13 protein-coding genes and 1 pseudogene are annotated in these 16937 nt (G+C 61.5%); 7 read left to right on the forward strand and 7 right to left on the reverse strand.

Features of this window, described 5'->3' with window-relative positions; translation table 11 throughout:
• Window positions 1-77: 77 nt before the first annotated feature.
• Window positions 78-1085, reverse strand: coding sequence for a LysR family transcriptional regulator (locus tag B0G77_RS34500; protein WP_133666259.1), 1008 nt, complete (start codon window positions 1083-1085; stop codon window positions 78-80).
• A 165-nt stretch (window positions 1086-1250) separates the two neighbouring features.
• On the opposite strand from B0G77_RS34500, the gene B0G77_RS34505 reads away from it, so the two are divergent.
• The 3 genes from B0G77_RS34505 (at window position 1251) to B0G77_RS34515 (ending at window position 5492) form a co-directional block, all read left to right on the forward strand.
• Complete coding sequence (locus tag B0G77_RS34505) at window positions 1251-3425, forward strand: FUSC family protein (RefSeq protein WP_133666260.1); 2175 nt, start codon at window positions 1251-1253, stop codon at window positions 3423-3425.
• A 133-nt stretch (window positions 3426-3558) separates the two neighbouring features.
• Entirely contained in the window at window positions 3559-3789 is a 231-nt protein-coding gene (locus B0G77_RS34510; RefSeq protein WP_133666261.1) for a hypothetical protein, read from the forward strand.
• A 188-nt stretch (window positions 3790-3977) separates the two neighbouring features.
• On the forward strand, window positions 3978-5492 hold the full coding sequence (locus tag B0G77_RS34515) for an acetyl-CoA hydrolase/transferase family protein (protein ID WP_133666262.1): 1515 nt from the start codon (window positions 3978-3980) through the stop codon (window positions 5490-5492).
• 69 nt (window positions 5493-5561) lie between these two features.
• On the opposite strand, the gene B0G77_RS34520 is transcribed toward B0G77_RS34515, so the two are convergent.
• The 6 genes from B0G77_RS34520 to B0G77_RS34545 form a co-directional block, all read right to left on the reverse strand.
• Window positions 5562-5813 carry a GlsB/YeaQ/YmgE family stress response membrane protein gene (locus B0G77_RS34520; protein WP_133666263.1) on the reverse strand — a complete coding sequence of 84 codons (252 nt, stop codon included), beginning with the start codon at window positions 5811-5813 and terminating at the stop codon, window positions 5562-5564.
• Window positions 5814-5950: 137 nt separating this feature from the next.
• Complete coding sequence (locus B0G77_RS34525) at window positions 5951-6658, reverse strand: MgtC/SapB family protein (RefSeq protein WP_133666264.1); 708 nt, start codon at window positions 6656-6658, stop codon at window positions 5951-5953.
• A gap of 460 nt (window positions 6659-7118) precedes the next feature.
• A complete protein-coding gene (locus B0G77_RS34530) occupies window positions 7119-9533 on the reverse strand; it encodes a glycoside hydrolase family 31 protein (protein WP_133666265.1) in 2415 nt (804 codons plus the stop codon).
• 34 nt (window positions 9534-9567) lie between these two features.
• Window positions 9568-10836, reverse strand: a complete 1269-nt coding sequence (locus B0G77_RS34535; RefSeq protein WP_133666266.1) for an MFS transporter — start codon at window positions 10834-10836, stop codon at window positions 9568-9570.
• 379 nt (window positions 10837-11215) lie between these two features.
• Window positions 11216-12280: an AI-2E family transporter gene (locus tag B0G77_RS34540; RefSeq protein ID WP_133666267.1), complete on the reverse strand. Its 1065-nt coding sequence runs from the start codon at window positions 12278-12280 to the stop codon at window positions 11216-11218.
• Between the two features lie 215 nt (window positions 12281-12495).
• Window positions 12496-13659: a metallophosphoesterase gene (locus B0G77_RS34545; protein ID WP_133666268.1), complete on the reverse strand. Its 1164-nt coding sequence runs from the start codon at window positions 13657-13659 to the stop codon at window positions 12496-12498.
• Between the two features lie 432 nt (window positions 13660-14091).
• Between B0G77_RS34545 and B0G77_RS34550 the strand changes: the two genes are divergently transcribed.
• From B0G77_RS34550 to B0G77_RS34565, 4 genes and pseudogenes are all read left to right on the forward strand, one after another.
• Window positions 14092-14412: a hypothetical protein gene (locus B0G77_RS34550; RefSeq protein WP_133667003.1), complete on the forward strand. Its 321-nt coding sequence runs from the start codon at window positions 14092-14094 to the stop codon at window positions 14410-14412.
• A 259-nt stretch (window positions 14413-14671) separates the two neighbouring features.
• Window positions 14672-15286 carry an alpha-ketoglutarate-dependent dioxygenase AlkB gene (locus B0G77_RS34555; protein WP_133666269.1) on the forward strand — a complete coding sequence of 205 codons (615 nt, stop codon included), beginning with the start codon at window positions 14672-14674 and terminating at the stop codon, window positions 15284-15286.
• 327 nt (window positions 15287-15613) lie between these two features.
• Window positions 15614-15889 (forward strand): hypothetical protein, encoded by a 276-nt coding sequence (locus B0G77_RS34560; RefSeq protein ID WP_133660564.1) that lies wholly within the window; start codon window positions 15614-15616, stop codon window positions 15887-15889.
• Window positions 15796-16839 (forward strand): annotated as a pseudogene (locus B0G77_RS34565) (ISL3 family transposase). The gene B0G77_RS34560 and the pseudogene B0G77_RS34565 overlap by 94 nt, the downstream one beginning before the upstream one ends.
• Window positions 16840-16937: the final 98 nt, after the last annotated feature.

The raw sequence follows: 16937 nt of genomic DNA on the forward strand, positions 1-16937 counted from the left end.
GCGCGCGGTTCATAGCCCTGTTAGAGCCCGTAGCCGTCCTTGTGTTGCGACGTACCGCATCGCAACACACGCGCAAATCAGTGTTCCAGCCGATGAGGCGCCACATCGACGACGAGACCCGCATGCGCCGGCAGCCCGCCTTCGACGGTATCCTTGCTGGCCAGCTCCGCGAGCAGCGCTTCGTCGCGCTCGATGACTTTTGGCAGATGTGTGCGTAGAAACTCGACCCAGGTCCGGGTCTTGGCATCGACGAACTTTCGCGAAGGGTAAAGCGCGTAGACGTTCATCTTCTGCGCCGTGTAGTGGGATAACACGCGGACCAGGGAGCCGTTGCGCAGCCCGTCGATCGCGGCGTACAACGGCAGCATGCCAATGCCCATCCCCTCCCGGATAGCAACCACGAGCGACTCCGCGATATTCACCTGCACCGGCCCGGTGACTTCCATCACCTCCAGACCCTGCGGCCCTTCGAGCTGCCATTCATGCGCCGGAAACGCCGGCGTCTGCAGGATCAGGCACTCGTGATGCGCGAGATCGCGCGGTTCTTGCGGCGCACCATGCGAGCGCACATACGCCGGCGACGCGCACAGGATGCTGAACGTCGAGCCTAGCTGATGCGAGACGAGATCGGAGTTGGGCAGAGTGGACGCCGTGACGACCGCAACGTCACTACTGCCTTCGAACAGGTCTGGCATGCGTTGGGAGAGCGTCAATTCGACTGTCACTTCCGGATAGACCGCGCGATAGCGGGAAATAGCGGGCAGCACATAGTGCTGCCCCACGCTCGCGAAACTATGCATTCTGAGTGCGCCTGTTGGACGCTCGTGCGCGCAGCTTGCTTCTTCTTCCGCGTTGTCAACGTCGGCAAGGATCTGCTGACAGCGCTTCAGATACCGTTCCCCGGCGGTGGTGAGCGCGAGGCGCCGCGTCGACCGGTTCAGGAGCCGCGTTCGCAAATGAGCCTCGAGTTCCGATACTGCACGGGACATCGCGCCGGTCGTCGAATTAAGCGACTGAGCCGCGGCGGTAAAACTGCCGGCTTCGACGACGCGCACGAAGACCCGCATATTTTGTAGCGTATCCATCAATCCTTCTTTGTCTGCAAAGAGATCGTATTGTCCGCCTCTCGGGCAACCTCATTGTTGTTCGAGATGGAACGGATGTTTCTGGCGGCTGCCATTAATTCGAGCTTTTGCGGCTCCTACAATCGGCACCTTGCTGTTACAGCGCCGAGGCGCGCTTCCCTGTTCATGAAATGCCAGCATGCGAACAAGCGGACGCCGGAATCCAGCTGGCGCGGAGCGCTCATGCTGCGAGCAGTCATCTGGGCGGCACGCGACTGGGCCGTGACCGATGGCCTCGTCTGGCTGCATCTGCTGAAAACGGTGTTCGCCGCACTGCTTGCGCTGGGTGTCGCGATGCTGCTGGATCTGCCGCAATCGCGCATCGCGATGACGACCGTGTTCGTGCTGATGCAGCCATTGAGCGGCATGGTGCTCGCCAAGAGCTTCTACCGGATTTTGGGGACTGCGGTCGGCATGATCGCGGCGCTCGTGCTGGGGGCGATCTTTGTCCAGCAGCCTGAGCTCTATATGCTCGGCCTGACTTGCTGGGTGGGCGCCTGCACAGCGGCGGCGGTCCGGTATCGGCATTTTCGGTGGTACGGCTTTGTGCTCGCGGGGTACACCGCTGCGTTGATCAGCATTCCGATGGTGATTGAGCCGAACGGCCTGTTTCTCGCAGCGTTGACGCGCTCCGTGGAAGTCACGGTCGGCATCCTGTGCTCGAGTGCGGTCAGCGCGCTGGTCGTACCGTTGAGATCGAGTACGGCGTTGCAGAGCGCGCTGCACGCCCGATATCTCAATTTTACTGCGTTTGCCGCGACGGTGCTGGGCAGCCGGGTCGAGCGCGGAGCGTACGAACGGCGTTTTGCGGACCTCGTCGATGAAATCGTCGGTTTCGAGGCGACACGCACGTTTGCCGCGTTCGAAGACCCGGGCATGCGTACGCGCAGTCAACGCCTTGCGCGGCTGAATAGCGAATTCATGGATGCGTGCACCCGTCTGCATGCGCTGCATCAATTGCTCAAGAGGTTGCGCGCGAGTGGCGCAACCGCGACGATCGATGCAGTAGAGCCGTATTTCGCGGAGTTTTCGTCTCTGTTGAGCGCGCAGACAAATCAGCTTGAACGCGGCAGGTTGCACGTCGCGCATGTCGCGAATGCGCTCCCGGCGTTTCAGGCCACCTTGCCGCGGCGCGTGCGCAAGACGCGGCGGCCGCTCGAATCGTCGATACCAGAGGCGTTGCCCGACTTCGACACATCGGCCGAACTGCTGTATCGCTTTGTCGCGGAGTTCATTCGGTACACACAGACGTACGCGTCGCTCGCCGATCACAATCCGGTTCGCGAGCGGCTGGCGACACGCTACATCAACAAGACAAACGGATTCGTGGTGGCGCTGGCGTTTCTGCGGACAGCTGTTGTGGTGGCCGTTGTCGGCTGGTTCTGGATCGAGACGGATTGGCCGACTGGGGGGCTTGCCGTGATCGGCGCGGCGCTGACGTGCGCATTGACGTCGACAGCGCCAAACGCGTCGCGGCTCGCGCTGCAGATGGCCGTCGGCGCAGCACTGGCGACGATGGCCGGCTATCTCTACAACTTCCACGTGTATCCGAACATCGACGGCTTTCCGCTGCTCTGCGCGACGCTCGCCCCGGTGCTCGCGCTGGGGGCATTTCTCGCGTCGCGTCCACGGACTTCGGGATACGGGATCGGCTTTTCGGTCTTCTTCTGTCTGCTCGCCGGGCCGGACAACGTTGTGACATTCGCGCCAGACCTGCTGATCAACAACGGGTTCGCGATCGTGGTGTCGATGCTGGTCGCGGCCGTGGGCTTCGCGATTGTATTTCCGCCGCACATGACGTGGCTCATCGACGGGATCCGGCGCGATCTGCGATGTCAGGTCGTACTCGCCTGTAAGGGCAAGCTGGAGGGGCTGAACCAGCATTTTCAGTCGAGCACGCACGACCTCATGTATCAACTGCGCGTGCTGCTCAGAAAGCCATCACGGGCGCACCGGCACGCGCTTCGATGGATGCTCCTCACGCTGGAAGTCGGTCACGCGATGATCGATTTGCGCAACGAAGCCGCGAGCGCGCGCTACGCCGAGGCACTCCATCCGCGATGGCGGCCTGTTCTGCGGGAGATGAGCGACGACATTGCGCAGCTTTTCGAGCGACCCGACCCAAGGCTGCTGACGCGCGCGCTCGTTTCCGTCGGTGCGGCGACCTGGGTTGCCCGGCAGATTCTCGAAACCGTGCACGCCGATCGCGACAGGCGGCACGATCTGCAGCGAGTGCTCGGCTGCCTGCACTTCATCCGAACGGCCTTGCTGGACAAGGATGCGCCGTTCAATGTCCGCTGATCGACGGACGCCGCTTCGATCTTTCCTCAGGATGGAAATATGCCTTCTTAGGCGGGTGCTTAATCCCGGTGCGCGCCAGCCCTATAGTTTAATCACTGCTCACGCAGACACTGAAAGTACTGGAGAAAATCAAATGAAACTGCTGAAGGTTGTACTCGTTGCATGTTCGCTGTCCGCTGCCATCGCTCACGCACAGACCGCCGCTCCGACCGACGCCAATGTCAACATCAATGCGCAACAGGTCGCACAGTCGAATGCGACGCCGTCCGAAGGTGGTGTCGCGCGGCATGCCCCGGCAACGGCGCAGAAGGGTAACGAGTGCGTGGGCCCGGTGAGCTTCTGCAACATCTTCTTCGGCAGCTAATCCGGCAACCCCGCAGGAAACCAGGCTGTTTCTGTATAGCGTTGGTGCGCACGACCAGGCTCACGCCGCGACGCCATTCACCGAACCTGAGCGCCGCGGCAAGGCCTGGCGATACCCCCGATGGATCCGAAGGACACACAAGACCTGCGAACCGCAAAGACGGCACGGGTGACACTGGAGAGACTCACATGTTTGAAGACCGCATTCGTTGCGCCGCATTGCGCGGCAAGGTCATGTCCGCGGACGAAGCAGCGTTGCTGATTCAGGATGGCATGCGCGTCGGCGCGAGCGGCTTCACGCGAGCCGGCGATGCTAAAGCTGTTCCGCTGGCGCTTGCCGAACGCGCGCGAAAGAGCAGCACGCCGCTGCGCATTACGCTGATGACGGGCGCATCGCTCGGTCACGACGTCGACCGCACGCTGACAGAAGCGGGTGTGCTTGCACGCCGTCTGCCTTTCCAGGTCGATACAACACTGCGGCAGGCGATCAATCGCGGCGACGTGATGTTCGTCGACCAGCATCTGTCCGAGACCGTCGAGATGTTGCGCGCGAACCAGCTCGGCAAGCTCGACCTTGCGATCATCGAAGCAACCGCGATCACCGGGACGGGTGGCATCGTGCCAACCAGTTCAGTAGGCAACTCGGCGAGCTTTGCGATTCTGGCGGACAAGGTGATCGTCGAAATCAATCTGGCACAGCCGGTGGCGTTCGAAGGCCTGCACGATATCTGGATCCCGGGCCGCCGGCCGGACCGTGAGCCGCTGCCGATCGTGCGCCCACAAGACCGTGTCGGCACGACGTCGATCGAAATTCCGCCGGAGAAGATTGCCGCTATCGTCATCACCGGCAAGCCCGACAGCGCGTCGACGGTTCTGCCAGCCGACGACGACATGGCCCGTATCGCGGGTCACTTGATCGAGTTCATCCAGCATGAGGTCGCGCACGGACGGATGCCTTCGCCATTGCCGCCCTTGCAGGCCGGTATCGGCACAATCGCAAACGCAGTGCTGGCTGGCTTCGTCCAGTCGCCGTTTGAAGCGCTCACGATGTATTCAGAGGTGCTGCAGGATTCGACCTTCGATCTGATCGATGCAGGCAAAATGGTCTTCGCTTCGGGCGCTTCGATCACGCTTTCCGCCGCGCGGCAGAAGCAGGTATTCGGCAATCTCGATCGCTATCGCAACAAGCTCGTGCTGCGTCCGCAGGAAGTCAGCAATCACCCGGAAGTCATTCGGCGCCTGGGTTTGATTGCGCTGAACACCGCGCTCGAGTTCGATATCTACGGAAACGTGAATTCGACGCACATCGGCGGCACGCACATGATGAACGGCATCGGTGGGTCTGGCGATTTCGCGCGCAATGCTTCGTGTGCGATCTTTGCGACGAAATCGGTGGCGAAAGACGGACGCATATCGAGCGTGGTGCCGATGGTGCCGCACGTCGATCACAACGAGCATGATGTCGACGTGGTCGTAACGGAGCAGGGACTTGCCGATCTGCGCGGCCTGGCCCCGCGTGAGCGGGCGGTGCAGATCATCGAGAAATGCGCGCATCCGCTGTATAGGGATCTGTTGCGCGACTATTACCGCGATGCACTGAAGGCAGGTGGGCAGACGCCGCATCGGCTTCAACAGGCATTCGCCTTTCACATGCGCCTGAGCGAGACCGGTTCGATGTTGCCGCCAGCGAGCACGCAGGTCTGAAAGAAAAATGTCAGGCGATTGTAATTTACAGATCGCCTGACGTCACAGCATCTACCGCTCCTGCTGCACCTACGCTCGTTTGATGAGCCGGATGATGAATAGCAGAATGACGGCGCCGATCAACGCTGTAATGATCGAGCCAATCCAGCCGCCGCCAAGCGAAATACCGAGCAAACCGGCCAGCCAGCCGCCGATAAACGCGCCGACGATGCCGACGATGATGTCGACGATCAAGCCGAAGCCGCCGCCTTTCACCAGTACGCCTGCAAGCCAGCCTGCGATTGCGCCAATGATCAGCCATGCAATGATGCCGTGTTCCATAGTCAGGACTCCATGGTTGAGTGTGAATTAATCACAGTGCGTGAGCTTAGTCGATGATGTGAGCGCAGTCCATCATTTGCCAGACAGAATTGACAATGTGTGAACCACCCCCCTGCCTGATCGCTTAAGCGTGAACTTCACTCCGGAGTAGGCTCAGCTTCCGTGGCAGTCCAGCTTACGCTCGATACACTCTTTTCCATGCTGATGCGGCTCGCCATCTGCTCCAGCTTCGGCTGGTCTTTCGGATGCAACTTCAGGGTAGCGGTTACGCGAATGCGGCCTTCCTGTTCCTCGACGTCTTCGCTTGTCAGGCTCTGAAAAGACAGCGGTGTCGAGTACATCGAGTTCGACAGCACCGTGCGGATGTGAATCTCGTCATCCTCGCGGCAGACGACGGTCAACACATATTCCCGCACGAGATCGGCGTTGGAAACAGGCGTCGCGTTGATCATGCGGCTGACTTCGCGCAATACGGTGTTGGTCAGCAACACGATGCCGGTACCAGCCAGCGCCGGGCCATAGTGTCCCGCGCCGCACAGCACGCCGACAGCAGCCGAGCACCACAGCGTCGCGGCGGTATTGATTCCCTGGATCGAACCCTTGTCGCGCATGATGACGCCGCCGCCGAGAAAGCCGACGCCCGAAACGACATAGGCCGCGATCTGGGTGACGCCCGCGGTGCCGTTGCCGGTAAGCACGCCGAGCGTGACGAACAGACACGCGCCGCTCGCGACGAGCGTGATGGTGCGCAGGCCGGCGTTGCGCTGCCGCATCTGCCGTTCAAGGCCGATCGCGACGCCACAGGCGAAGGCGGCGAGAAGCCGGAGGACGAATTCGACTGTCATCGGTTGGGTTATGGGTAGGCAAGATTGCCCGCGCAGCGAGCGGGCAATCTTGCAGGTTGAACGATATACATGACAGTTGCGCGAAAGCGTGCGGGCAACGTCAGGCGCGAGAACGCACGCGAGCGACAGCTTGCGACGCAAACGCCACGATCCGCAATCAATTGCGGAGACAAACAACAGTGCACGGGGATTACTGCGGCGCGCACCCTCTGCCTGGGAGGCAAGACGGCGGCTGGAGAAAAGCTGGCGTGGAGGTCTTGCCGTCAGGCAGTCAGATAAATCGAAGATCGACTGGAACTACTGTCCACGGCGGTTTCCATTATTGAAGAATGGCCGGATTGTAGGCCGTACCGCAACGGCGGGTCAATCCATGCTTCGCAGTTGGATGGCGCGCGGGTTGTCGAAAGACAATAGTATTTCGATGCGGATCCGGCAAGACCCGCATCGATATCGTTATATATCAGGCGCTGAGATGATAGGTGAACTGGACCCAGCCACCCGTGCGCTTTTCGTCTGTCAGCCTGCCGTTCTTCGTTGTCACGGAGCGCGTTTCCGAAGCAGGGAGATGAATGTCGACCGGGCCGGCCGGCCGACGCATACGTCCGTGCCATTCGACCGACAACGCGAGCGTTCCGGCATCGCCTTGCGCGGTTACTTTCCATGAGCCGTAGTCGCCGTTGCGCCACGCTTCCGATTCGCCGTCGTCCTCGATGCATTCGCCTTCGGTAACGCCGGTGTCTTCACGCGGAATCACGATAAAGCCCCGTCGATCGGCTGGCCGCGCGAAGTGTTGTTCCGCGACATTGAGCGGCACGATGCTGCCTTCGCGGATCAGCACGACAGGCTGGTCCCACGGCGCGGGAAGGGTGACAGTCGACCCGCCGGTAAAGGCTTCACCGCTCCAGTACGACACCCAGCGCACGCCGGCCGGCATATACACCTGCCGATGCGTCTGTCCCGCATCGACGACGGGCGCCACCAGCAACGACGAACCCAGCATCATGTCGTCGCCGTCGACGTAGCAGTTCGGGTCGTGCGGAAACTCGCCGAACGTCGGACGCAGCACAGGCTCGTAGTGCTGCGTCGATTCCCACAGCAAATGATAGAGGTAAGGAATGAAGCGATAGCGCAGCTTGATCAGATCCGACACGGTGCGCGTCGCTTCAGGATGCATCCACGGCTCGTTGACGGTGCCGTCGTCGTTCCACGAATGGATGCTGAAGCGCGGCAGGAAAATCCCGAACTGAATCCAGCGCACGAACAGTTCCGCATCCGGTGCCGGACCGGAAAATCCACCGATGTCGTGCCCGATATTCGACACGCCGGACAACGCGAGCCCAAGCCCCATCTTGAGGTTGTAGCGCAGCGTTTCCCACGACGTATGGTTGTCGCCCGACCACGTTTGCACGTAGCGGTGCATGCCCACGCCGCCCGAGCGCGAAACGAGAAACGGGCGGCTGTCAGGTGCATGCGCGCGCTGGGCGTCGCGTGATGCGCGGATCATCAGCATCGTTTGCAGGACCTTGGCTTCCCGCGCAGGAAAGGGTTTGCCGAAGCCGTGCGCGATGGCGTCAGGGCTCCAGATTTCGAACTCGTTGTTGTCGTTCCAGGTTGCGGCAATGCCATGCCGCAACAGCGCGTCTTTCACATGGGCCTGCCACCAGGCGATCGTGGCCGGGTTCGTGAAATCCAGATAGGCGCCAACCTCGTCCCAGAACTGTACCCATGCCGGGGCGCCGCTTTTCGAGCGAATCAGCAGGGCGTCACGCGCGGTCTTCTCGAACTCCGGGTGATCGCGCAGCAGGCAGGGCTTGATGTTCGCGCAGAGCTTGACGCCCTCGTCGAGGTAGCCTTGCACGAAGCCGTCGATGTCTGGAAATTTGTCGCGGTTCCAGTTGAACACGTAGCGCTTCGGACCAATCGACGTATAACCCGACGACAGGTGAAACGAATCGCACAGGATGTCGTGTTCGCGGCACCGTTCGATGAACTGGCCCATCTGCTGCTGGGCATCTGGCGCGTCGGTGTAGCTCATCGTCGAGCCCGAATAGCCGAGCCCCCACTTCGGCATCAGCGCAGGGCGGCCCGTGAGCCAGGTGAAGCGTCGCACGCCAGCGAGCGGCGTGTCGGCCGAGGCGATGAAGTAGTAGTCCAGATCACCGTGTTCGGCGACGAAGTAGCGATAGTGGCCGTGATAGTTATCCAGCTCGCGGCCCATGTCGAAGGTGCAGTCGGCGAGCGTGTCATAGAAGAGACCGAAGCCCAGCGACGCGTCGCGTTGCCACGTCAGATAGAACGGGATGTGCTTGTAGAGCGGATCGGTCGATTTCGCGCTGTAGCCCATCGCGTCGATGTTGACCATCTGATAGCGCTGGTTCGCCCGATCGAGCGAACCCGCGCGCTCACCGAGACCCAGATACATTTCGCCGCGTTCGCGCTTGACGTAGTGATATACGCGATCGTCCCACCAGCCGAAGTTGCAGGCTTGCGTCGGACGGTCTTCCAGCACGCGTTGCCATGCATCGCCGCGACGCATTTCCCAGGCGCAGAATCCGCCTTGCAGCGATACCGTCAAGCGGATCTGAGCCGTTTCGATGCGAAGCTTGCCGGCCTCTTCGTGCAGTGCGAAAGAGGGCAGCGTGAAGCCGGACAGATCGAGCCGGTCGCGTCCTTCGACCGGCACGTCGTCTAGCCCCGGCGCAACGGCCCAGGTCCGCGGGCCGCGCGCCTCGCCGCCGGGCAGCACGCGCACGCGGACGATATCGTCTTCGAGCACGAAGATATCGATGACCGGCCCGGAAGGGCTCGTCAGACGCAGATGGTTTCCGTCGGGCTGGGCGGTTTCGAACACCGGGGAATGCAATAAAGACTCCATAAAACTTCCTTTCATGGCGACAGACACGCCCGCATCAGGCGTGAGCGAGTGAGCGTTCCTGCTTCGACTGGCCGCGGATCAGCACGACCAGCAACGTAGCGCCGATCAGATCGAACGCGGCGAGACACGCGAAGAGCGGGCCATAGCCGACCGTATCGGCCAGCGCGCCCACCACCAGCGAAAAACTGAGGCCGCCAATCCACGCGGCCATGCCTGCAAAGCCGCTGGCAGTCGCGACTTCATCGGAATCGAACACGTCGGCGCTCAGCGTATTGACGAGTGCGGAGATCATCTGATGCGCGAAGCCGCCCACCGAGAAGAGCGCGATCGCCATATAGGGCGATGCAACGAGCCCGATGCAGGCCGGCCCGATCATCAGCAGCGCACCGAGCACGACGCCCGCGACGCGCGACCAGATCAGCGGGACGCGGCAATACTTCATCAGGAACGGCGACAGGTAGCCGCCGAAGATGCCGCCGAGATCGGCAGCAAGGAAGGGCAGCCACGCGAAGAGTGCAATCTCCTTCAGATCCATGTGGCGCACAGTGACGAGATAGAGCGGGATCCAGAAGCTGAACGTCTGCCAGGCCGGCTCGGCGAAGAAGCGCGGCAGCGCGATCGCCCAGAAGCGGCGCGAGCCGAGCACGTCGCGCACAGGGCGCTGGCTGGCCGGCGGGGACGTCGTCTGTCCTGTTTCGATCAGCGTACGTTCGTGTTCGGTAATACGCGGATGTTCGGTGGGGGAGCGATAGAGTGCGTACCAGAGCGCGGCCCACACGAAACCGAGCGCGCCTGTCACCATGAATGCAGACTGCCATCCAAAGCGCAGTGACAGGAAGATCACGACCGGCGGAGCGAGCAGGGCGCCGAGCGAGGTGCCTGCATTGAAATAGCCGACGGCTACCGACTTTTCCTTGTCCGGGAACCATTCGGCGACGGCTTTCATGCCGGACGGAATGGCTGCCGCCTCGAACAGTCCAAGCAGCCCGCGCATGCCGGCCAGCGAGACCCAGCCGGTCGCGAGGCCATGCAGCACGCCGCTGGCGGACCACAAGACCGCGAATAGCGCGAAGCCGAGCCGCAAGCCGATCAGGTCGACGACGATCCCGCAAACCGGTTGCATGATCGTATAGCCGATCTGGAAAGCCCCGACGACGTACGAATACTGCTGGGTCGAGAGATTCAGCACGTGCTTCAACTCGGGCGCGAGGACGCCGAGGGAATTGCGTGCGAGGTAGTTCATGATGGTGCCGAGGCAGACCAGCACGATGATCCACCAGCGTAAGCCCTTGATTGTTTTCAACTTTGTCTCCATCCTGACTTCCGCCTGCGAGCCGGTGACCGGTCGCGAGCCTGAAGATGACCTGGCTGTCTCATCTGATAGGTCGTCACACGACTGGCAGCCTTGGATATAACTCTGTCACGTTGGGCTGCGCGGGTTCTAATGCCCACGTGAAGGGCCTTTGCCGTGCCGCGCATTGTGACCCGACTACGGAGTGACTTCAATTGTCTGATGACTGATGTCGCTCCGTTAGCAGAATCCTATGTTCGTAAACGAGCGCAGTCAAGCGCGTTGATGTTCGATCGAACATCGTGTGAGCGAATTTTCATTTCGATTCGCCTGCAGTGGGTCGCGACACCGCAAGCCGTTCACCTGGGCGGCGTCCGTCGGGCAAACCGTGTCACTGGGTCGACGCACCGTGCTTGTCGCGCGTGAGCAGCGCCCAGCAGCTCATGAAGAGCGCAGCGATAAGCGGCCCGATCACGAAGCCATTGATGCCGAGCAGCGACATGCCGCCGAGCGTCGAGATCAGCACGACCCAGTCGGGCATCTTGGTGTCCTTGCCGACGAGAATCGGGCGCAGCACGTTGTCGACCATGCCGATCACGAGCGCGCAAAAAGCGAAGAGGGCAAGACCCTTGGCAAGCGCGCCCGTCACGAGGAAGTAGATCGCGACGGGTCCCCAGATCAGCGCCGCGCCGATCGCGGGCAGCAGCGACAGGAACGCCATCAGCACGCCCCACAGCAGCGCGCCCTGAATCCCGATGACCCAGAATGCGATCCCGCCGAGGCTGCCCTGCACGAGCGCCACCGCGACATTACCCTTGACGGTTGCGCGCACGACCGTCGTGAACTTGCGCGTCAGGAGTAACTTGCGCTCCTCGTCGAGCGGAATCGCTTCGCGGATCAGGCGTGAGATTTCACGGCCATCGCGCACGAGGAAAAACAGCAGATACAGCATCACACCGAAGCTGACGAGGAACTGCAGCGTGTTGTGTCCGATCGAGAGGGCCTGTGCGGCGACGAACTGGCTGATCTGCGCCGCGCCCGCGGTCAGCTTTTGCTGCAGGCCGCGGATATCGTTGAGCCCGACGCTCGCGAGCATGCTCTGCACCGAATCAGGCAGCGCATGCAGGATCTGGTCGAAGTAGCCGCCGAAATTCAGATTGCCCGATCTCAGTTGTCCGTAGACGAGCGCACCTTGCTGAACCAGGGTGCCGGCGACCAGCATCAGCGGCAGGATCACGATGACGACGCACAGCAGCAGCGTGACGAATGCCGCAAGATTGCGGCGCCGGCCGAACCGGATGAGCAGCCAGCGCTGCACGGGCTGGAAAATCAAGGCAAGAATGCTGCCCCAGAAAATCGTATTGAAGAACGGCGCCAGAATGAAACACAGCGCGATCGATACAATGAACAGGAGAAGATAAAAACTCGTCTGATGCAGCGGCTTGTTGCCATCCATAATCGGTCGTCACCCTTCGATGCCTGTACAGGTCCGTTGTATCACGGCTGAGGGCAGGCGAGGCGGCTGTGTTGCAGGAAGTGCAAGGCGCACAGACCATCGTCCGCCATTGCATTGTCGCTATGCGTGGCGGGTTTGCGCCTTCGTTTGCGTACTGGTGGTCATTGCGGACTCCGTAAGTGATTCATGACGGAGTCTCCCGCAAGGGGCCTGCCTTAAAGGCCCTCGGCAGGCACGAGACGCACGCGCGTGATTTCCGACGGCGCGCCGAGGCGCTTGGGTGGACCCCAGTAGCCGGTGCCGCGGCTCGTGTAGACCCAAAGCCCGTTCACGCGAGCGAGTCCGGCGGTGAAAGGCTGCTGGAGCCGGACAAAGAAATTCCACGGGAAGAACTGTCCGCCATGCGTGTGCCCCGACAACTGCAGCGTGAAGCCGGCGTCGGCGGCCGCTTCTGCGCTGCGCGGCTGATGTGCGAGCAGCACCCTGATCAGCACGTCGCCGGGTGCGCCGGTCAGTGCCGCCGCAGGGTCGCTGACATGTGCCGGATCGAAATGCCCGGCGGAATAATCGGTCACACCCGCGATCACTGCCTGCGCGCCCTTGTGTTCGACGACCACGTGTTCATTGAGCAGCACCGTGAGCCCGAGGCGCCGGAACTCGTCGATCCACGCATGCGCGCCGGAGTAATACTCGTGGTTGCCCGTGACGAGGTACGCGCCATGCAGCGCGGTGAGCCGGGACAGCGGCTGCGTATGCCTCGAAAGCTGTTCGACGCTGCCGTCCACGACGTCGCCTGTCACGGCGATCAGATCGGGCTTCAAGCGGTTGACTGCGTCGACGATCGCATCCACATAGCTACGCTTGATGGTCGGGCCCACGTGGATGTCGCTGATCTGGACGATCGTGAAGCCGTCGAGTGCGGCGGGCAGGTCGTCGATCGGGATGTCGATCGTAACGACGCGCGCGCGGCGGCGCGCATTGAAGAGGCCGACGGTCGTCGACAGCAACGCCAGCAACGGCACTGCAGCGGCGCTATTGGTGCGCCACGTAGCGAGCGGCAAGATATGCGGGCGGATCGCATCGATGGTCAGCAACGAAGCCAGTAGCAGGTCGCGCGCGAACGTCAGCACCAGCAGCGACGAAAAGAACCCCATGACCAGCAGGCCGAGCCAGGAGAGACGGTCGGCGAGGGGCTGTTGCTCGAAGTTGCGCGCCAGCACGCCGAGCGGAATCACGCAGACGGAAAGCACGAGCCACAACGCGGCGAGCACGCGTAGCGGCGTGTCGACCGGCAGATCCGGAATCAGGCGGAAGCCGACATAGACATGCAGCAGGATGCCGATAAAGATCACGCGAACCAGAAACGATGTGCGGCGCATAGGGAAGGCAGTTGAGGGCAGTTGAGACGAACCCGGGAGCATGGCGCCGCAGCGAGGGCAGCGGCGCCTGGCGTCGAAACGGCGGACAGGCGAACCATTCTACCGACAGTTCGCCGCGGCTGCCGGTCACGTCCTCGCGCGTGTTTTCGCTGCTTGCAGGGCCCATCACGCATCGCATGAAGCGCTGAATTACGCGCCAAGAGACGGCGATTCAGCGTGCAGCGCGCGGTTCAGCCCAGCATGCCTTAATGAACTAAACAGGTTTTGAATTGCGTGCCTGGATCGCCTATTCTGAAAGTGAGCCCGCTCGGAACTGGCTCTGGTTTTCCCTCGTTGAACCGGATTAATGACGGTGTCACTGTGGTCGAAACCAGCGCCGGTTCGGGATAGATCTGTCGCCGGTTCAGAGAGCGACATGGGAGACGAACGATGATGAAGCTGACGAAAACGCACGGTCACGGCCATCATGAGCATCACGTCGGTTACGAGGGCAGTCACGTGATGTTGCCGCTCGTCGTGCTGTCGCTGATGGCGCTGGGTCTGTATTTCGGCGTGCAGCAGATCGAGTTTTCCGAACTGGGCCGCAGCGCGTTGTTCGATGTCGTGATGGTGTTCGTGGCGTTGGGGATCGCCGGGATGTTCGGGGTCATCGGCGCATGGTTACGCTCCAACGGCGACGAAGCCGAAGAGGGCTTCTGCTTCGTCGGCGCGCTGATCGGCGCGATCGTCTTCTATATCGCGCTGCTGACGTGAAGTGACGTGACGCGCACGTCGCGACACACTACATCGATTTTCCATGCCCGCGGCCTCAGTTCGACTTCCCGATCGTTCCCGCGACGAACGCCTCGACGACCTGTGCGGATCGAAGTCCGACATCGGGCCGGTGTCGAGTCCCAAGGCCCACGCGAATGAAAGCGCAAGCGGCTGGATGATTCGCCCAGGCCGCGCCGCTTCATAATAGCGGGGTCCCTTATTCGACGTTTCGCGACGCGCGTGCGCGAGAAGTTTGCTCATGTCCGATCTGTTCAACGACCTTCCTGCACCTGACGTCGACTGGTACCCCGACTGGCTCGCCCCTGAAGCGGCGGCGCGGCTGCAGGCGCGCATCGTCGAGGAAGTCGCGTGGAAGCAGGACACGATGATGACGCCGGCCGGCCGTGTGCCCCTGCCGAGGCTCACCGCATGGCAGGGCGAGCCGGACGCCGTCTATGTGTATTCGGGTATCCGCAACGTGCCCGATGCATGGACGCCCGCTGTCGCCGAACTCAAGGCGGCCGCGGAAGCCATTTGCGGTGCGCGTTTTAACAGCGTGCTGCTGAATCGCTATCGGAGCGGCGCGGACAGCATGGGCTGGCATGCCGACCGCGAACCCGAGCTGGGCGTCGAGCCTGTGATCGCGTCCGTGAGCCTGGGCGTCGCGCGTACCTTTGACCTGAAGCACAACAAAACGGGCGTCGTTCAGTCGTTTCCGTTAAAGGGCGGAAGTCTCCTCGTGATGCGCGGACGAACCCAGGCGGAATGGCGGCACCGCGTGCCGAAAGAAACGCTCGTGCAGGGCGAGCGGATCAATCTGACCTTTCGCCTTGTCTCCCGGCTGGTCTCTCGCCCTGCGATGCCGCGCGGATAGCCGCCGCCGTGTCCGGAGCGTCCGCGTCCTGGCTACCGGCGGCCGTCGCCCGTTGCGCGAACGCGGTGTCGCGGGCGGAAGGTAGCGCGGGATCGGCAAAATCGCTGAAATACCGCCAGCGGGCATACACCTTTCGAGCGTAGCCGCGCGTGCCGAGACTAGCGAACGTGTCGTAGGGAGCGTCTAAAGACTTCCGTTCGCAATATAAGGAAAATGGGGTCTTCGCAGAAAAGTGTGATGGTTTTTCATGATGAAAATGTCGAAGAGCCAATCTGGGCAAGGGTTTGCGCGTCTTGATGGCCTCTCGAAATCGGGCATGATTTCGCGATGGCTACTTCACGCAAACTCAAGCGTCTTTCCGACGCATACCGGTTCGACGGGTTCCGTCCTTGCGAAGCGCTGCGCGGTGTCTTCGGTGATCGCATGGCACGCGTCGTCACGCTGTTTCGGCGCTCAAAAAAACGGCCTGCAAGGGATGTGGTCGGCGGTGCTCAATCCACGATCGCAGGGTGCGTCGCGTTCGAGATCTGCCGAACGGCGATGTACGGATTTACCTGGAACTCGAAGCTCGTCGGGTCCGCTGTCGATGCGATGGCAGCGTGAAAGGCGAACGACTGAGCTTTCTGGCGGACAACCCTCACTACACGAAGCGCTTCGCGTGGTACGTCGGTCGCCGCTGTCGCGACAGCACGATCAAGGACGTGGCTGACGAACTGAAATTGCACTGGCATACGGTCAAGGACCTCGAGATGCAGTACATGCGGGCACAAGTGCAGCGGTTCGGCACGCCCGGGCCGAAGGTCATCGGCATCGACGAGATTTCGATTGGCAAGGGACAGACGTACCGCATTGTTGTGAGCGACCTGATACGGGGCCGTGCGATCTGGTTCGGTGGCGAAGATCGAAAGGAGGCCAGCATGCATCAGTTCTATGACTGGCTGGGCGAGAAAAAGGCCCGCGGAATCCGGCTTGTCGTGATGGACATGTGGCGGCCGTTTTACAACGTCGCACAGGAACGCGTGCCGCATGCGGCCATCCTGTACGACAAATTCCACGTCATAAAGCAGCTCAACGAAGCCCTGGATGAAGTACGCAAGAGCGAATACGCTCGCCTGCAAGGCGAGCAGCGGCGCTACATCAAAGGCCAGAAGTACGTTCTGCTCAGTCATCGCGAGAACCTGTCGATGGAAGGCAGGAACTCGTAGAAGACGCTTCTCGCAGCGAACCGACGTCTGAATACCGCGTACCTGCTCAAGGAGTCGTTCGGGCAGTTGTGGGACTACGAGCGCGAAGGCTGGGCACGTCGCTTCTTCGAGAACTGGAAATCCAGCCTGAAGTGGCAGCGTTTGAAGCCCTACGAGAAGTTTGCCGCGATGGTCGAGCGTCATTGGGACGGGATTGCTTCCTATTGCAAGCCAGAAAACAAGGTGTCGCTCGGATTCGTTGAGGGACTCAACAACAAGGTTCGGGTTATCCAGCGACGCGCGTACGGATTGCGAGATGAGGAATATCTGCGCCTGAAGATCCTCACTTGCATGCTGCCTCGAATCTGAAAAATGGCGATTTTTCATCACACTTTTCCGCGAAGATCCGGAAAATGTAAACACACCTCGGTGCCCATGCGACCGGGCCGTATCCCGCTTCAGGCAAC

It is taken from the genome of Paraburkholderia sp. BL10I2N1 (assembly GCF_004361815.1).
In the GTDB taxonomy this organism is placed as follows: domain Bacteria; phylum Pseudomonadota; class Gammaproteobacteria; order Burkholderiales; family Burkholderiaceae; genus Paraburkholderia.